This window comes from Victivallis sp. Marseille-Q1083, assembly GCF_903645315.1.
GTDB lineage: Bacteria > Verrucomicrobiota > Lentisphaeria > Victivallales > Victivallaceae > UMGS1518.
In genome coordinates, this window is the sequence record NZ_CAHJXL010000001.1 from 3,775,290 (window position 1) to 3,793,195 (window position 17,906).

Consider the following 17,906-nt stretch of genomic DNA (forward strand, 5'->3'; position numbering starts at 1 on the left):
TGGACTGAAGAACGAATGGATATCAGAACATTTGCAAAATTGTTGAACGTTTCCGAGTCGACCGTTTCCCGTGCTTTCAGCGGCAAATCGCCGGTACGCTCCGAGACCAAGCGCCGTATCTTTCAAAAAGCAGCCGAAGTCGGTTATCGTCCGAACGGTCACCTGGCCTGCAATAATATTCCGTTTGCCCGGGATCAGGTGGTGGTCATCCATACGCTGGCCGGAACGCAGCTCGGGCTGGACTATATGTTTGCCGAGATGTTCGAGGGAATCAATGCGGTATTTCAGACGGAGCAGTGGCAGGTCAGCCCGCATCTGCTGTTCAACGACATCCCGTTGCTCGACGATTTTTATTACGATGTGTTCAAGGCGGCGAACATTCACGGCATCATCTGCGGTTGTGAAACCGATTTGTATGAGTCGCTGAAAGAACGGCTCGACTTCTGGGCGAAACCGTTCGTGCTGATCGGCAACAACAATCCCCGCCACGACAATTGCGTCCGGGTGGACATCGAAGCCGGCGGCCGCATGGTCGGCGAATATTTCCGGCGGATCGGCCGCCGTCATCCGGCGGTGGTGCTCGGCGACTACAAACGGGAGTGCTTGGTCGATCTCGAACAACCGCTGTCGCGGGGCAAGGAACGCGGCTTTCTCGCCGGCATCGGGCTGCCGCGGGAGGAGGTCATCTGGATTCCGGGCGGTTACAGTTATGCCGACGGTTTTGCCAGTTGCCTGAAGCTGCTGCATACCGGGGCGCCGTTCGACTGCGTGTTCTGCGGCAACGACATTCTGGCGACCGGCTTCCTGGCGGCGGCCCATGCCAACGGCATCAAAGTGCCGGAAGAGGTGGCGGTATTCGGTTTTGACAATGTCGAAGTATCGCAATTTACCATTCCGGCTCTGAGTACGGTCGATTTGCGGCGGCGGGAAGTCGGGCGGGCGGCGGCCACCGGCTTGCTGGATATCATCAAGCACCGGGACAACCAGGTGAATATGACGCTGAAGCCCCAGTTGATTCTGCGGGAGTCGGCGTGACCTGTCCGGATCGGGGACGCTTTTTGCTTTGCCGCATACCCTGATTCCGGAAAATATCAGTCGCTTTTCTGGGCCGGTGAACGATTGGGGCATTTGCTTTTCCGCCGTTTCCGGAGTATGGTTTCCCCGTTTCGGAAACAGGAAGACGAAAATGGCCGGAGAGCTTACTGAATCATGGAAAAGAAATTGATTTTGCAGTTGGCTTCCCCGCCCGGGGAAGCGCTGTGGGAATTGTATGAAGCGTTGAATTGGAACCGGCATGTCAAGCAGCCGGCCGCGGGGCTGGAGCTGGCGCATCGGCAGGCGTTCCGGACGGCGGCGATGTATGACGGCGAAAAACTGGTTGGTGTCGGCAGAGTGGTTTCCGACGGCGTGATTGCCGCTTTGCTGTGCGGTCTCGGGGTGCATCCGGGATATCGGCGGCGCGGCATCGGCCGGCGGCTGGTGGGGGTGCTGGCCGCCGAATGCGCCGCGGCGAAGCTTCATCTGGAGTTGCTGTGCGAACCGGAGTTGTTCGACTTTTACCGCCGTTGCGGATTCGAACCGTTTCTGGCCGGAATGCGATTGAAAATTTGACTGCAAAATGAATTTGCCGCCTGCCAAAATTGCCGATCCAGCGATCCGCGCCCGGATTCTGTTGGTCATCATCTACATCGGTTTTGTCAGCCTGGGATTGCCGGATACGGTGCTCGGCGTGGCCTGGGACTATATGCGCGTCGACTTCGGCGAACCGATTTATTACGCCGGCTTTTTGACGATGCTGCTGACGCTCTGTTCGGCGGTGTCGAGTTTCATGAGCGGGGCTGTGCTGCGGCGGGTGGGAACCGGCCGGCTGCTGATGATCTGCGGCTACCTGACCGGGTTTTCGCTGCTGGGGGATGCGCTTTTGCCGGTATTCTGGGGGTTGCTGCTGCTGACCGTGCCGCTGGGGTTTGGGCAGGGGGCGGTCGATACCGGCATGAATTTCTACGTGGCCAAGCATTATTCCAGCCGGGACATGAGCTGGCTGCACTGCTGCTGGGGGATCGGGGCCAGCGCCGGACCGACCGTGGTGACGCTGGTCATTGCCGCCGGCTGGTCATGGCGGTGGTCTTACGGACTGATCGCTTCGATTCAAATTGTCCTGGCGACGCTTTTTCTGGCCGCGTTGGGGTTATGGCGCGAGTCCGGCGGCACCGCGGCCGGCACGGTGGAAGGGCTTGCCGCGGCCGGTGAAACCGTGACGCGTGACGTGCGCTTCTGGTGCTGCGCGCTGATTTTCTGGGCTTATACCGGCATTGAAGTGTCGATCGGTTTGTGGAGCTATACGTTGCTGACGACTTTGCGGCAGGTGCCGGCGGAGGCGGCCGGTTACTGGGTGGCCGGTTACTGGGGCGCGTTGACGGCCGGCCGGTTTCTGCTCGGCATTTTTGCCGACCGGATCGGCAACCGCCGCTTGATTCGCTGCAGCACGGCCGGTGCGATGCTGGCCGGAATATTGCTGGCCGTTCCCGGGGGGCGGTGGCTGGCGCTGGCGGCATTGCTGCTGGCCGGCTTTTCGCTGGCTTCGCTGTATCCGTGCATGATGCACGAAGCGCCCCGGCGTTTCAATGACGCGACCGCCGGCATTTTGACCGGTTATCAGGGCGGAGCCGGGGCGCTCGGCATTGCGATGATCCCGCCGCTGGTCGGTTATATCGCCGCGCGGACGACCTTCGGAATTTTGCCGTACGTGGTATTCGGCCTGTCGCTGGCAATCTTTCTGATGCAGGTCCGGGTGGACGGCTGGCGTTTGGCCCGCCGCTGAAATTGGCGGCGAAGACCGTTTCCGCAGGCCGAAGGGGCGCCGGAATTATTTTTTGGCGTTTGAGCGTCGAGCTGTTTTTCGTTTTTTTAGGCAATATTCCGGCGCGGCAGTTTTTTCTTCCGGCGCCGGAGCGATAAACCGGGGTAAAAGCAGAAAATGACAAATGTCGAGGTTCCGGCGGAAAACTGGCGGAGAAAAATTGCTATTTTCCTGACTGCCCAGACCATTTCCCTGTTCGGCTCCTCGCTGGTGCAATTTGCGATTATCTGGCATATCGCCTTGTCCACGCTGTCCGGCGCGATGATGACCATTGCGACGCTCTGCGGTTTTCTGCCGCAGATCGCGATCGCGCTGTTCGGCGGCGTCTGGATCGACCGTTACAACCGCAAATGGCTGGTCATACTGCCGGATGCGGCGATTGCGCTGGCGACGTTCGGGGTGGCGATCGCCTTTCTCGCCGGCTATCGGGAACTCTGGCTGCTGTTTGCCGTGCTGGTCGTCCGTTCGGCCGGAACCGGCATTCAGACTCCGGCGGTCAACGCCTTGATTCCGCAAATCGTGCCGGCGGAAAAATTGATCCGGATCAACGGCGTTTACAGCAGCATCACTTCGCTGATGATGTTTTTGTCGCCGGCGGCCAGCGGGGCGGTTCTGATGTTCATGACGATTGAGGCGACTTTTTTCATCGACGTGGCGACTGCGGCCGTCGGCATCGGCTTGCTGTTCACTTTCCCGGTGCCGGCGATCCGGGAAGCGGCGGAAAATCGACTGCAATCCAATTGGCGGAACATCCAGCAGGGTTTGGGCTATTTGCGCGATCACGCTTTTATCCGCCGTTTGCTGCTCTTTTTGTTTGCCGTAACTATTTCGATCAGCCCGGCCGCCTTTTTGACGCCGTTGCTGGTCGGGCGTTCCTTCGGCGATGAAGTCTGGCGGCTTTCCGCCAGTGAAATGGTCTTCAGCGCCGGCGCGGCGGCCGGCGGCATGTTGATTGCCGCCTGGGGCGGTTTCCGCAACCGGCTGCATACGACGATTCTGGCCGGTTTGCTGTACGGCGCGTTGATGATCGGCCTGGGCGTCGCGCCGGTTTTCTGGAGTTATCTGTTGTTCAATTTCCTGATCGGCATTACGATGCCCTGTTTCAGCGCGCCGCTGACCGCATTGCTGCAGGAGAAAGTGGATCCGGCGATGCACGGCCGGGTGTTCAGTCTGGTGCAAATCGCCAATTGCTGCGGCCTGCCGCTCGGGATGGTGCTGTTCGGGCCGCTGGCGGACCGGATCGCGGTCGGAAGGTTGCTGGCCGGGGCCGGGGTGCTGGTGATCGCTCTGTCGTTGTTTGCATTCCGGAGCCGGGAATTTACCGGTGCAGGGATCACGGCCCGGCCGTCCGGCGGCAAAGATGGCGAGTTTTCCGGATCGCCGCGTTGACAGTGCGGCCTTTCGCCGATATAATATTTTCTCGTAGCGGAATCGTTTATGAATGACACAGCAAGGACGGAAAAATGATGCATTACAAGACGCGCCGGGGAATGGTGCTTGAATTGGAACAGGACGGAATCGCTTATGCGTTTCACCAGGCGGAGTCGCCGTGGCGTGGCCGCTGGCTGTGGCGCGTCGATGCCGGGCCGGCGGAATATATCGAATTGCGCGGCAAGGCGGATTGTTACAGCGGCGGCGCCAAAGATATGCAGTTGCAGGTGAGTTATCAGGTTTGCGACGGCGGGTTGGAGTGCCGGGTGCAGTTGACCAATGCCGCTTTGCTGGTCGGGCACCGGGTGGATTTACTGCGCTGGCAGGTCGGGGTGGATTGCCTGATGCTCTCCTATCCGGAATTTCTCGATAAATTTTCTCCGTCCGGCGCCCGGGTGGAGAACAGTCATTTCTGGTGCGCCCTGGCGACGCCCTCCGGCAAACGGTTGGCGGTGGTTTCACCCGATCGGGTGGCCGGCTGGCGGGGCTTGTACGATGACCGCCGGGCCGGGTACAGCCGGGGCGACCGGCCGTCCGGCGGCCATCAGATCGGGACGATCGCGGTCGATCTGCTCAATGCCGGGGAGAAATTGCCGGTGCGGGTGACGCCGCCGCCGGTGGAATTGGCGCCCGGCGAACAGCGGGAATGGCGTTTTTATCTGATACCCTGCCGTTCCGAGCCGGAGATGTGGGCCCGGACGGCCGAATATACCCGGGCCGCCTGCGTGGCATTTGCCGCCAGCGGCAATGAACCCGGCCGGTTGGCCGGCGGCCGGATTTTTGCGCCGGCGGGTGAAACGCTGACGATCCGCTATCCGGAGGAGAAGTCGCTGACTGCCGATGAAATCCGCATCGATGGCGAGAACAGCTGGATCGGCAGGGCGCAGCCGACGGAGATTGCCGCGGTTGCGGTGCGAGATTTTGCGCTGCGGCTGCCGGCGCGGAACGAATTCGGCAATTCCTATCAGTTCAGCATCGAGTGCGGCGCCCGGACGACGACCGGCAGCATTTACAGTTGGGCGGATTGGACGCGTTATTTGCTGAGTGCCGCCAGCTATGCGAAAAGCCGGCCGCCGCGCGGTACTCATGTCATGGAAGCGTATATGCCGGTGCTCGCCTGGATTGCGGCGGAAAAAATTGACCCGCTGCCGACCCGGCGGGCCAGGATCGAATCCTTTTTCGAAGAGGAGTTGTTCAATTGTTCCTATACGCCGGACGGCGAACCGTTGTGTTTTCCGCACCGGATTCAGAATCATGCGTTCGTCATCGATTTGTGCCGCGAGATGTACGGGCTCGACGGCGATTTGAAATGGCGGCGGCGGGCCGACCGGCTGGTCACTTATCTGCTCGGCTGCCGGGGTGCCGACGGCGGACTTTATGCGCACCACGGCCGGCAGCATTATACTTCGGTGATTTATCCGGCCCGCTCGCTGTATGAATATGCCGAATCGTTGCGGGCCGACGAGCCGAAACGGGCGGCGGAAATCATCGACGCGCTGCGGCCGGTGTTCGCCGATTTGCTGTGCCGCCGCGACAATATCGGCACGGAGGGCGCGCCCTGTTATGAAGACGGCGCGATCGCCTGTACGGCGCAGCAGTTGGCGTTTTGGGCCTGGAAGGAGAAGGCGCCGGAGTACCTGCCGGCGGCGGAAGCGGTGATGCGGGGGCACGATTGCGTCGAATGGCGCGGTCCGGATGCGACGACGCACGGCGCGTCGGTGCGTTTCTGGGAGACCTTCTGGGCGATCGGCTGGCGGAACTGCCTGAATACGCCGCACGGCTGGAGCGCCTGGACCGGCGAAGCGTATTATTTCCTCTATCTGGCTTCCGGCAAGTTGGAATACTGGCGGAAATTCCTGATGAATCTGACCGCCTGCCTGCACCTTTTCGAGCTGCGCAGTTCGACGCTTTATTTCTGTTATTCGCCGGAAAGCGTTATTTTCGACGGCGTCGACCGGCAATGGTCCGGCGAACGCTATCTGGAGATGGCTCCGACGCCGGGCAACTGGGAGGAGGGCGGTTGTGAATCGCACGAAATTACCAAGATGATCCAGGATTTTCTGCTGTATTCCGCTTATGTCTGGGAGGAAGATGGCAAGGTGCGGGCGTTGAATGCCACGGTCGAAGCCGGCGGCAAAGTCGTTGCGGCCAATGCCCGGATCAAGCAGGTTTACGTCAACCGGTCCGTGCAGAAAAACTTGACCGCGGCTTTGCCGCTGATCTATCACGGCAATCCGGCGGGAGAAGGAAAATAACCGGTTGCGAGGCCGGCGGAGCCGGGATGGAATTCCGGACATAAAAACGATTTCGCCGCCGGCGAACCTTCCCGGCGGCGAAATCGTTGGTTGTTGCAGTTTCAGCGCCGCAGGGGGCAACGCTGCCCTGCGCTGACCGGGCAAAAGATTGAAGCGCCTCCGTCACGGCTCCAGGATCTGGTTTTGCGGCGGTGCCGTCAGGGCATCGCGGACTGACCGGGGGGCAAGGGCGGCCGGTGAACACCGGTGTTTGACCGCCAGCGCCGCCGCCACGCCGGCGGCCTGGCCGATGTTGCCGACGATCGGCATCACCCGGTAGGAGCTCATGGCGATGTGCGAGCCGCTGATGATCCGGCCGGCCAGCAGCAGGTTGTCGACCCGCAGCGGCACCAGGGACCGGTAGGGAATGCCGTAACCGTTCCACGGGGCATGGCAGCGCACCTCTTCCCCCCAGATGTCCAGTTCGTATTTGCCGACCGCAACGGTGTCGTCCGGGAACTGGTTGTTCATCACCTCTTCGCTGGACAGGACGTGCAAGCCCTTGACCCGGCGTACTTCCCGCAAACCGATTTTCGGCGCCAGCGTGACGGTATAACCGTTTTCCCGCAGCAGGGCGTGGTCGCGCTCCATCAGTTGCAGGGCGGTCTGCTGGGCCCGGCCGACGGCGACGCTGTCGCGGGTATCGGCGCATTCGGTCCGGCAGCCCCAGTGCAGGTAAATGCCGTCGTTGGCGGCGACCGCCTTGGCCGGGTCGGCATGGAACCAGTAATCCTCCTGCGGCAGCACGCCGAGCCTGACATTTTCCAGCCGGGTCATATCGAACGGCGGAAAACCCGGCAGTTTCTGCGAAATATACATCCAGGTGACCTGCTGGACCTGGTTGTCGCGTTGTGCGGGCGCGTGGCGTTCCCCGAAGTCGCTGCGGGCGTCGCGGCCGTACATGATCTCGCAACCGGCCAATTCGGCGAACCAGCCGGTTCCGGTCGCTTCGATGAACATTTTAGCGGTGATTTCCCGCCGGATTGATTCGCAGTCGACTTCGATGGCGTCAATGTGACCGCCGTCGCCGCGAACGCCGGTCAGCCGGGCGCCGGTCATGATTTCCAGGTTGGTTTCCCGGCCGCAGATAGCGGCGATGGCATGCAGCCAGCCGGACGGCAGGAACCAGTTGACGCCGTGCTGAAGCGCATGACGGGAGATGCAACGGTTTAGAATTTCCAGCAAAATACCCCGGGTGGGCTGGCCGCAGAGCATCGCCACAAAGTAGTCGGTCAGCGCCCCGCCGAGCACCAGGTCTTCTTCCACCAGCAGTGTCCGGGCGCCGCTACGGGCCGCCGCCACCGCCGCGGTGATGCCGCCGACCCCGCCGCCGGCCACCACCACATCGTATTGCACCGGATGTTTGATTGTTTTCATGGATGGTTCCCTATTTGGTTTTGGACAAAGAAAGATGGATCGGGCGAAAAAATAGCATCGCCCGATTCGGTTTTCAAGGCGGGATCGCGGCGTCAGATGCAATAATCGAAAATACCGTCATCGGCATTGCGGCGGTGATACCGGCCGATGATGTCCTGCAGTGTGACGGCGGCCAGGCTCTCTTTGATTTTGGCGTTCAGTTGCATCCAGATGTCGTGGGCGGCGCATTGCAGGCTGCGTTCGCAATAGGTCGGATTCTGCACACAGTCGACCAGCCGGACCGGCCCTTCCATGATTTCGATGATCGACAGCACGCTGATTTCCTGCGGCGGCCGGGCCAAACGGTAGCCGCCTTTGGCGCCGCGGATCGATTTAACCATTCCGGCGTTCCGCAGTTCGAGGATCAGCCGGCCGATGTATTTTTCCGATAGCTGCTGAGATCGGGCGATGTCGCGAATCAGGCGCGGCGCGTCGTTTTCGTGCACTGCCAGATCGAGCAGGATGCGCAACCCGTAACGTCCTTTGGTGGAAATTTTCATATCTGCTTCCTCGACGGATAATAAATAAAATCTACTGAAACAGTAGTTAAAATGCCTCTGGAATTGTGGTTTGTCAAATTCGGTTCGGACTTTTTTATCGGGACTGCCTGGACGGTCGTCCCGGCGGCTGTCGCCGGAAGAAGGCTGGCTTCGAGCCGGTTGAGGAGTGACAGCTATTTTTTTATGTTTTTCCTCCTGCGGCGATTTGACATTTTCGGCTTGGCGCAGTAAGCTAAAGATATTAACAATACTAAAATGGTAGAGATTTTTTATTCAACAATTCGGGGAAAGGAGTCAATTATGAGTGGAATCGTCAATAACATTCTGGAAACAATCGGGGAAACGCCGCTGGTGCGGATCAATAAACTGAATCACGGCCGGGCTGAGGTGCTGGTCAAGGTGGAGTATTTCAATCCGGGCGGCAGCGTCAAGGACCGCATCGGCCTGGCGATGATCGAAGCGGCGGAAAAAAGCGGCGCGCTGCAGCCCGGCGGCCTGATCATTGAGCCGACCAGCGGCAATACCGGCATCGGCCTGGCGTTGGCGGCGGCGGTCAAAGGTTACCGGTTGATTCTGACGATGCCGGAAACCATGAGCGTCGAACGGCGCAAACTGTTGTCGGCTTATGGGGCGGAATTGGTGTTGACCGACGGCGGAGCGGGGATGAAAGGGGCGATTGCCAGGGCTGAGGAGCTGCACGCGCAGCATCCCGGTTCGATCATTCCGCAGCAATTCGAAAATCCGGCCAATCCGGCCTGCCATCGCGCCCATACCGCGGAGGAAATCTGGCGTGACGCCGGCGGGCAGGTGGATGCGTTTGTTGCCGGCGTCGGCACCGGCGGCACTTTGACCGGCGTCGGCGAGGTGCTGAAGGCACGCAATCCGCAGGTGGCGCTGGTGGCGGTGGAGCCGGACGCCAGTCCGGTCCTGTCCGGCGGCAAGCCCGGCGCGCATAAACTGCAGGGCATCGGCGCCGGGTTCGTGCCGAAGGTACTCGATACCGGGATCATCGACCGGATTGTCCGGGTTTCAGCCGAGGACGCCGGTCGAACCGCCCGGGCGGCGGCCGGAGAGGAGGGGCTGCTGATCGGCATCTCTTCCGGAGCGGCGCTTTATGCGGCGCTGCAATTGAGCGAACGGGCGGAGTTTGCCGGCAAGCGTATCGTAGCGTTGCTGCCGGATGGCGGGGAACGTTATCTTTCCACCTGGCTGTTCGACACCGGGGCGTGAAAAGAGGAGTGACGGTTTATGAGTGAAAAAAAATATCATATTGAAACGTTGGCGCTTCATGCCGGCCAGGCGCCCGACCCGGCGACCCGGGCCTGTGCGGTGCCGGTTTACCGGACCACCGCCTATCATTTCCGCAATTCCCGGCACGGCGCCGATCTGTTCGCGCTGCGGGAAAGCGGCAATATTTACGCCCGGCTGATGAATCCAACCAATGAGGTGCTGGAGCAGCGTCTAGCCGTCCTGGAGGGCGGCAAGGCGGCCCTGACTTTGGCCAGCGGCACGGCGGCGATTTATTTTGCCGTTACCAACATTTTGAAGCAGGGTGACGAGCTGGTCGCCGCCAACAATCTTTACGGCGGTACGTTCACGCAGTTCGATGCCATTCTGCCGCAGCAGGGCATTCATGTCAACTTTGTTCCGGTCAACGATTTTGCGGCGGCGGAAGCGGCGGTCACCGACCGGACCCGGGCGATTTATATCGAAACGGTCGGCAATCCGGGGCTCGATGTGGCGGATATCGAACAATACGCTTCACTGGCGCACCGGCATCACCTGCCGCTGATCGTCGATGCGACCTTTACGCCTCCGACCTTGCTGCGGCCGATTGAGCACGGCGCCGATATCGTCATCCATTCGCTGTCCAAATGGATTGGCGGCCACGGCACCGGCATCGGCGGCGTGGTGATCGATGCCGGCAAATTCGATTGGAGCGACCCGAAGTTCACTTTGTACAATGAGCCGGACCGCGGGTATCACGGCTTGCGCTTTGCGCACGATTTGGGTGAGTCGAATGCCCTGGCGTTCCTGCTGCGGCTGCGGATTGTCGGCTTGCGCAACCAGGGACCGACTCTGGCGCCGGATGCCGCCTGGCTGTTCCTGCAGGGGGTGGAGTCATTGCCGCTCCGAATGAGGCAGCACAGTGAAAATGCGCTGAAAACGGCGGAATTCCTCCAGCGCCATCCGAAAGTCGCCTGGGTACGCTATCCGGGATTGCCGGCCGATCCGGCTTTCCGCCTGGCGCAAAAATATTTACCGGACGGCTGCGGCGGCATGGTGGTTTTCGGCGTCAAAGGCGGCAGCGCCGAAGGAATCAAGCTGGTGGACAATATCGAGCTGTTCAGCCTGCTGGCCAACGTCGGCGACGCCAAAAGCCTGATTATTCATCCGGCCAGCACGACCCATTCGCAGTTGAGTGATGAGGCGCAGCGCGCCGCCGGCCTGCAGCCGGAACTGGTCCGGCTGTCGATCGGCCTGGAGCATAGCGACGACATCATCGGCGCATTGGGCGAGGCGCTGGATTCGATTTGACGGCGGTTGCCGGTGTGCGATAATGGAGACAGCCGGATTCTGAGCCGAGATGAGTTCGGTCCGGAATCCGGCTGTGATGTTTTTCCGGTTCAGACATGGCGTCCGGGCTTGGCGGATGGTTGCTCCGGTTTCGGCGATAGGCGCATCTGGTTTCATCCCTATGAGAGAAAACTTTGAAAAATGTAACTTATTTGTTGATGAGCTCTTGACAAATGAGTAATTTTGTGGTATACTGAAATAATCATTATAGCGGAATTGTGTTTGAGGGGGGACGGTAATTGCCGGTCGCGCCGTCGATTGACGCCGCGGAGGCCCGGAAACCGGTAAAAAGAACAGGATCAGTTGATTGGGTAAGGAAACTGAGCGGTGTTCTTTCTTTTTTTCGGTTTTGAATGCAGAAACACCTTTATTTGTGAATAGTTGTTAATTGCCATGAAGCGTTTTCAAAAAATACCGGCAACCCTGTCGCCGTCATTGGTGGAAAATTTCCGGGCTGGAAATGGTGGGTGGCAGTCTGACGGGTTGTGTGCGAATGGTGGCGCCGGAAGGAGAAGAACTGGCCGGCGGGGAAGAGCTGGGATATTTTTCGTTCTTCTGGCGCCGGTCTCGGTTGGGCGATCGTCCAGCGGCTGGTGATCCAGATGGGCGGGAATATTCGGGTGGAGAACGTGTTGGGACAGGGCGGTACTTTTGTCATCGAATTGCCCGGGACTGCCGTGGCGGAACCGGTTTCGCCGCTTGCGTCTGCAGCTCCGGGACACTATATTGATGAGAAGAAACTGCAAGTGCTGGTGGTCGACGATGTGGCGATGAACCGCAAGGTGCTGGCCGCCATGTTGAGGAAATTGCAGATGGCGCCGATTGTCGCCGAAGCCGGACGCGAGGCGCTGGATATCCTGCAGCGGACCAGGCCCGATCTGGTGCTGACCGACTTGTGGATGCCGGAGATGAACGGCGACGTGCTGGCGGCCGCCATTCACGGGCTGGCCGGGTGTGCCGATTTGAGCATCGTGGCGGTGACGGCGGATACCGAAGCGGAGGAAAATTTCAATACCGAACATTTTTATGATATTTTGTTGAAACCGGGGAATCTGGAAAAACTGGAAAACATGTTTGCCAGGCTCAGGGGAGAACATTTGATTGCCTCGTGAAGGCGGAACTGCAAATTGCAATTGTAAGGGAGAATGACCGATCCGTGAGGGCGGTCGAAGGCGGAATGCTGACAGATGAGGTAAGACGGAAACTTGGCGTGCCGCCGGTCGGATGGCGGAAATTCCTGGCGGTCATCCTGCTGGTGCTGGCCGGCTGGTGTGCCGGTCGGGCGGCCGGGGAGACGGAAGCGGTTGCCTTGACCACCAACAAGAATATCTTATTCATCAGTTCCTGCAATGCGTCGCAGCGCTGGACGAATGATGTGATGGCCGGTTTTCGCGAATACTTTCACCATCTCAATCTGCCGGTGGTCATCAATGTTCAGGAATTGGATGTCATGGGCAACCCCAGCCTGCAGCCGCGGGAACGGGAACTGGCGTTGTTGCGCGAGCAGTTGGCGATCGGCGGCTACGATCTGGTGGTGACGCTGGACAATCCGGCCGCTGATCTCTTTTTCGACGATGTTCTGGAGGTGCCGTCCGGAACGCCGTGGCTGTTCCTCGGCTATGACTGTCCCAATGTCAACCGGCGTTCCCAACGTCCCGGCGTGACCGGATTGAGCATGCCGTTGAGTGCGTTGTCGACCTTGGAAATTGCATTGCAATTGTTGCCGGCGACGGAGAAAGTGGCATTCGTGCTCGACGGCAGGGCGAATGGGTTCAGCATGATGCGGTGCATTCTGGAGGAATGCGACCGGGTTCCCGGCGTGGAATTGCTGCCGATCTGCGGCCGGGAATATTCTACCGAAGAAATGCTGGCCGAGATTGCCGGGTTGCCGAAAAATTCGTTGGTTATTTTCCACAGTTGGGCTTCCGTCAAGGAGCCGGTCCAGATCCGCCAGAAGCAAATCGTGGAGAAGATCAGGCAGATTTATGCCGGGCCGATTTTTTCGACGCTGGACAACGGCCTGGATGACGGAGCCATCGGCGGCGTAATTACCGTCGGCCGGCAACACGGCCGGGAAGGCGGTGCCGTTGCCGAACGCATTTTGAACGGCGAAGCGCCGGAAGCGATCGCCTTCCGCCGCGGCGGAGACCGGGCCATCTTTGATTACCGGCGTTTGCTGGCGGCCGGGTTGTCGCCGGCGTTGCTGCCGGCCGGTGCCGAGCTGCGGAACCGGCCGGTTTCTTTCTGGCAGCAATACCGCGATGAGTTGTTCTATGGCGGTTTGGGGGTGCTGCTGGCGTTCGGCGGGGTTGCCGCCGGTCTGTTTTTTTATTTCTGGCATTTGAAGCGCTTGAATATCATCTTCAAGGCGATGCCGGCCCATGCGGTGGTGGCCGACGCGGCCGGCCGCATTCACTTTTTTCAGGCTGATTTGCCGGCTGGTTCCGGTGAAATCCGTTTTTTTACTGATTTGCCGGAGGACGTGCAGCGTACTTTTGAAGAGCCCATTCGGGCCGTCCTTGCCGATGGCCGCCCGATGACGGTCGAGTACCGTTATATGAATCGCTGGCGGCGCGCCGAACTCGTCCGGTTGCCCAAAACGGTTTTCGGCGTCAGGGCCGTCATGTGGACTTCGGTGGAGATCGACGAATTGCACAATCTGGCCGAACGGTTCCGGCTGACCTTGAATTCCATCGGCGACGGCGTCATTGCCGTCGATGCCGACGGCCGGATTACGCTGGTCAATCGGGTTGCCGCCCGGTTGACCGGTTATCGGAAAGAGGAATTGACCGGGCAGTTGCTTGAGGAGAAGCTCCAGGTGCTCCGGTCGGGAAAGGCTGCGCCGCTCCGGGAGGCGCTGGCGGGGAAGTGGCCGGTTGATACCGGCGGGCCCGCCGAACTGGTGGCCAGGGATGGCCGGCGTTACCACATCGCCGACAATATCTCCCCGATCCGGGACGATTCCGGGCAGGTGACCGGGGCGGTCATCGTTTTCCGCGATGTGACCGGGGAGTTGGCCAAGCAGATTCGTCTGGAGCGGCAGAATGTCTTTTTGCAGACGGCGGCGGAAGTGGCGGAGATGACTTATTTCGCCTGGAGCGAGGATGGCACGCCGCCGGACTGGGAGGTTGGCGGCAATTGGGGCCGGCGGGAGGACGGGACGGTATCGACGACGGAAGAGTGGGTTGCGCCGAAAGATTTGGCCGCATTCCGGGCCGCCTGGGACGAAATGCTGGCGGGGAGGCGGGATACGCTAACCGTCGTCTATGCCGCCGGCAGCGAGAATAAGGATCGCATCTTTGAAATGCGTGCGGTCCGGAAACGGCTGGAAGAGGACGGGCGGGTGGAATTTTTTGGCATCATCCGGGATATTACCGCCGCGACCCGGGCCGAGCAGCAGCGCAGCAATTTATCTTTGATGTTCCAGGCTTTATTGACCAATTTGCCGTGCAGCGTTTTCGTCAAGGATATCGCCGACGACTATCGCTTGATCATGTGCAACGAGGCCAGCGGGAAACTGCTCGGCCGGCCCGTGTCGGAGTTGATCGGCCGGACTGCTTACGACCTGCTGCCGCGCCGGCAGGCCGAAGAGATTGCCGCGCAGGACTGTGAAGCGGCGGAACTGGGGACGTTGACGGAGCGTTTCGCCGAATTCACCGACCGGCAGGGGAGTTTCCATAAGGGCAAATTCCTGCGCCGGGTGGTCGTCAGGGCCGATGGCAGCAAAGTGCTGCTGAGTGTCTGCGTTGATGTCACGGCGGAAATGCGTTGGGAAAAAGAGATGCGGGAGACGAATCACCTGTTGAATCTGATCGTCAATTCACTACCCTGCATTTTATGGATCAAGGATATCAGCGATATGCACCGCTATCTGCTGATCAACAACTCTTACAGCAAGTTGATGCAGACGCCGGCGGATGACGTGATCGGCAAAACCGATTTCGATCTGCATCCGGTCGAATTTGCCCGGAAATATGTCGAAGACGACCGGGCGGTGATTGCCGCCGGCTGTCCGCAGGAATACGAAGAATATCTGCAGGGCAGGGACAGGCGGCTTTCCATTCGCACGGTGAAAATTCCGCTGCAGAATTACAAACCGGGCCGGACGCTGCTGCTGGGAATGAGTTTCGATGTCACCGAATTGATCGAGAGCCGCAATCAGTTGCGGGAAACCAACAATATCCTTCAGGGGATTCTCGACGAACTGCCGGCAATGATCATGGTCAAAGACATCAAAAACGATTTCCGCTACATCCAGTGGAACCGGATGGCGGAACGGCTGACCGGCACGTCGGCGGCGGAAGCGCTGGGACGGAACAATGCCGAAATTCCGGCTTTCGCCGAATTTGCCGAACAGTTCCGGCAAGCAGAGCAACTGGCGGCGGCCAGCGGCAGTGCCGAAAGCCTCAATACTTTCCGCGGTGGCGATGGTGCGCTTCATATGGTCAGCACCCAGCAACTGCGGATCAGCGCCGGCAACTCTTCGGACTGGCTGTTGCTGGACATGAGCATGGACGTCACCGAGGAAAAACGGCTGGAAGCGGAGCGGCAGCGGCTGATGAGCGAATTGCAGCATTACGCCGAACAGGAGCACCTGCTCAGCAGTTGCCTGGAGGCGATCATGTTGCATGAGGATGATGATACGGCGATTCGGATTGTGTTGCGCGCCGTCGGGGAGCATCTGAACGGTTCCCGCAGTTATATCATGCGCTACGACTATGAGCGGCAACTGGCGGTTCCATTCCGCGAGTGGAATGCGCCCGGAACGCAACCGGCGATTGCGGCCGGCCGGATCGCGCCGCAGCCGTTCCGACAGACTGAAAAGTGGTTCCTGAAAATCAAGCGGGAAAATTTCTGGGGTGCCGGGGATACTGCTTCGCCACAGGCTCAGGAAGAGTTGGAAAGCTGGGGGCCGGTGGTGCTGGAGTGGGACATGCGGTCGATCTATTTTTGCGCCATCCAGCTCGACAACGAGCATTTCTGGGGGCATGTCGGCGTGGTTTACGAGGATCGGCCTTATGTCTTTTCCGAACACGACACCCAGCTTTTGCAGGTGGCGGCGCATTTGATCGAGATCATTCTGGCGCGCCGGGAGAAACGCATGGAGCTGGAGCGCAGTGAGTATGAAAAGCTGCTGATCATGGATACCATTCGCATTCCGATCCTGCTTTTCGACGCGCGGATGAATCTGATCCGCTGCAACAATGCGGCGCTGGAAATCGCCGGTATTCCGGAGGAGCAGGTGTACCGCCAGGCGTGCTGGGAAAGTTTCTGCGGCGAGACTGCCCGGCCGGCGGCCTGTCCGGTTCAGTTGGCGCACGACGACCAGTTGGAACATACCCGGGAGCTGGAAGTCAAAGGCCGGCTGTTCCAGTTGCGGGCTTATCCGATTATAGTCGACGGTAAATTGCTTTACATCATGAAAACCATGGTCGATATCACGGCGCTGCATGAAACCCAGCAGCAGTTGACCCGGGCGCTGCTGGAAGCGCAGGGCGCCAGCAAGGCGAAAAGTTATTTCCTGGCGACGATGAGTCATGAATTGCGGACGCCGTTGAATGCGGTCATCGGTTTCAGCGAATTGCTGCAGAACAGCAGCCTGCCGCCGGCAGAGCAGTTGGAATATTTGAAATCGATCAATCTGGCCGGCAATTCGCTGCTCTGTTTGATCAACGATGTGCTGGATCTGTCCAAACTGGAAGCCGGCCAGACGGTGCTGGAGAGCAAGCCGACCGACCTGATGGTATTGTTGCGCGAGATTCAGTCGGTGTTTCAGTACAAGGTGCGGGAGAAAAAATTGACGTTCCTGCTGGAAGTCGAAGCGAATTTGCCGATGCTGTATCTCGACCATTTGCGGTTGCGGCAGATTTTGTTGAACTTAGTCGGCAATGCGGTGAAGTTCACCGACCAAGGCGGCGTCACGGTGTCGGCGGCGTTCCGGAAAAGCGATGCCGAACGGGGGAGCTTGTCCATCCGGGTCAGGGATACCGGCATCGGCATCAAGCCGGAAGCGCTCGATAAGATCTTTCAGCCGTTCGGCCAGCAGGACGCGGCCCGGGATACTCATGTTTATAAGGGAACCGGCCTCGGTCTGACGATCTCCCAGCGGTTGATCGTGCGGATGGGCGGAACCATCGGCGTGGAGAGTGAAGTCGGCCGCGGCAGTTGTTTTACCATCGAGCTGCCGGCGGTGAAGTTTTCCGGCATCGTGCAGGCCAACGCCCGGCCGAAGGAGCATCGGCTGATTTCGGGAGGGCAGATCCGCATTCTGGTGGTGGACGATGTGCCGATGAATCTCAAAGTGTTGTCGGCGATGCTTCGAAAACTGGACGTGGTGCCGCTGCTGGCCGGTTCCGGCGAAGAGGTATTGCGGATTCTGAGCCGGGAGGAGAAAAAACCGGATCTGGTGCTGACCGACATGTGGATGCCGGGGATGAACGGCGATGCGCTGGCGGCAGCCATTCACGCTCTGCCCGGTTGCGCCGGCTTGAAGGTGGTGGCGGTGACGGCGGATACCGAGGCCAATCAAAATTTCGCCGTCGAAGAGTTTGCCGAAATATTGCTGAAACCGATCACGCTGGAGAAGCTGACCGCTCTGCTGGCCGGCTTCCGGGATGCTTCCGGAAAAGATGAAGAATAATGCCATGCCCGATCTCGACGGGTTTCGAAAACATCTGCGGCCGGAAGCGGCGTTTCCGGCGTTGGCGGCCGCCAGCCGCCGGGAGGAAATCGAAGTCGGCGGTATCGTCGTTTCCGGTTCTTTTGCGGCCGGAGATTTCAGCGGATTAGCCTGAATGTTGCATGAAACTTTCGAATCGTCGAGAAATG

General features: G+C 59.6%; 11 protein-coding genes and 1 pseudogene. 10 read left to right on the forward strand and 2 right to left on the reverse strand.

Annotated elements, in window-relative coordinates:
• Positions 1-15 precede the first annotated feature (15 nt).
• From HWX74_RS15605 to HWX74_RS15625, 5 genes and pseudogenes are all read left to right on the forward strand, one after another.
• Positions 16-1,035, forward strand: coding sequence for a LacI family DNA-binding transcriptional regulator (locus HWX74_RS15605; RefSeq protein ID WP_176014419.1), 1,020 nt, complete (start codon positions 16-18; stop codon positions 1,033-1,035).
• Between the two features lie 174 nt (positions 1,036-1,209).
• Positions 1,210-1,611 (forward strand): GNAT family N-acetyltransferase, encoded by a 402-nt coding sequence (locus HWX74_RS15610; protein ID WP_176014420.1) that lies wholly within the window; start codon positions 1,210-1,212, stop codon positions 1,609-1,611.
• Between the two features lie 7 nt (positions 1,612-1,618).
• Positions 1,619-2,821, forward strand: a complete 1,203-nt coding sequence (locus tag HWX74_RS15615; protein ID WP_176014421.1) for a sugar MFS transporter — start codon at positions 1,619-1,621, stop codon at positions 2,819-2,821.
• 156 nt (positions 2,822-2,977) lie between these two features.
• A pseudogene (locus tag HWX74_RS15620) lies at positions 2,978-4,159 on the forward strand (MFS transporter); the annotation flags it as partial.
• 164 nt (positions 4,160-4,323) lie between these two features.
• Positions 4,324-6,546 carry a hypothetical protein gene (locus HWX74_RS15625; protein ID WP_176014423.1) on the forward strand — a complete coding sequence of 741 codons (2,223 nt, stop codon included), beginning with the start codon at positions 4,324-4,326 and terminating at the stop codon, positions 6,544-6,546.
• Between the two features lie 162 nt (positions 6,547-6,708).
• On the opposite strand, the gene HWX74_RS15630 is transcribed toward HWX74_RS15625, so the two are convergent.
• On the reverse strand, positions 6,709-7,962 hold the full coding sequence (locus HWX74_RS15630) for an FAD-dependent oxidoreductase (protein WP_176014424.1): 1,254 nt from the start codon (positions 7,960-7,962) through the stop codon (positions 6,709-6,711).
• Positions 7,963-8,054: 92 nt separating this feature from the next.
• Entirely contained in the window at positions 8,055-8,501 is a 447-nt protein-coding gene (locus tag HWX74_RS15635) for an Rrf2 family transcriptional regulator (RefSeq protein WP_176014425.1), read from the reverse strand.
• Between the two features lie 300 nt (positions 8,502-8,801).
• Here HWX74_RS15635 and cysK point away from each other — a divergent pair, with 300 nt between their 5' ends.
• The 5 genes from cysK (at position 8,802) to HWX74_RS15660 (ending at position 17,872) form a co-directional block, all read left to right on the forward strand.
• Positions 8,802-9,731 carry a cysteine synthase A gene (cysK, locus tag HWX74_RS15640; RefSeq protein WP_176014426.1) on the forward strand — a complete coding sequence of 310 codons (930 nt, stop codon included), beginning with the start codon at positions 8,802-8,804 and terminating at the stop codon, positions 9,729-9,731.
• Positions 9,732-9,749: 18 nt separating this feature from the next.
• Positions 9,750-11,039, forward strand: coding sequence for an O-acetylhomoserine aminocarboxypropyltransferase/cysteine synthase family protein (locus tag HWX74_RS15645; protein ID WP_176014427.1), 1,290 nt, complete (start codon positions 9,750-9,752; stop codon positions 11,037-11,039).
• Positions 11,040-11,563: 524 nt separating this feature from the next.
• Positions 11,564-12,190 (forward strand): hybrid sensor histidine kinase/response regulator, encoded by a 627-nt coding sequence (locus HWX74_RS15650; RefSeq protein WP_176014428.1) that lies wholly within the window; start codon positions 11,564-11,566, stop codon positions 12,188-12,190.
• 65 nt (positions 12,191-12,255) lie between these two features.
• Positions 12,256-17,718 carry a PAS domain-containing protein gene (locus HWX74_RS15655; RefSeq protein ID WP_176014429.1) on the forward strand — a complete coding sequence of 1,821 codons (5,463 nt, stop codon included), beginning with the start codon at positions 12,256-12,258 and terminating at the stop codon, positions 17,716-17,718.
• On the forward strand, positions 17,708-17,872 hold the full coding sequence (locus HWX74_RS15660; RefSeq protein WP_176014430.1) for a hypothetical protein: 165 nt from the start codon (positions 17,708-17,710) through the stop codon (positions 17,870-17,872). The genes HWX74_RS15655 and HWX74_RS15660 overlap by 11 nt, the downstream gene beginning before the upstream one ends.
• Positions 17,873-17,906 lie beyond the last annotated feature (34 nt).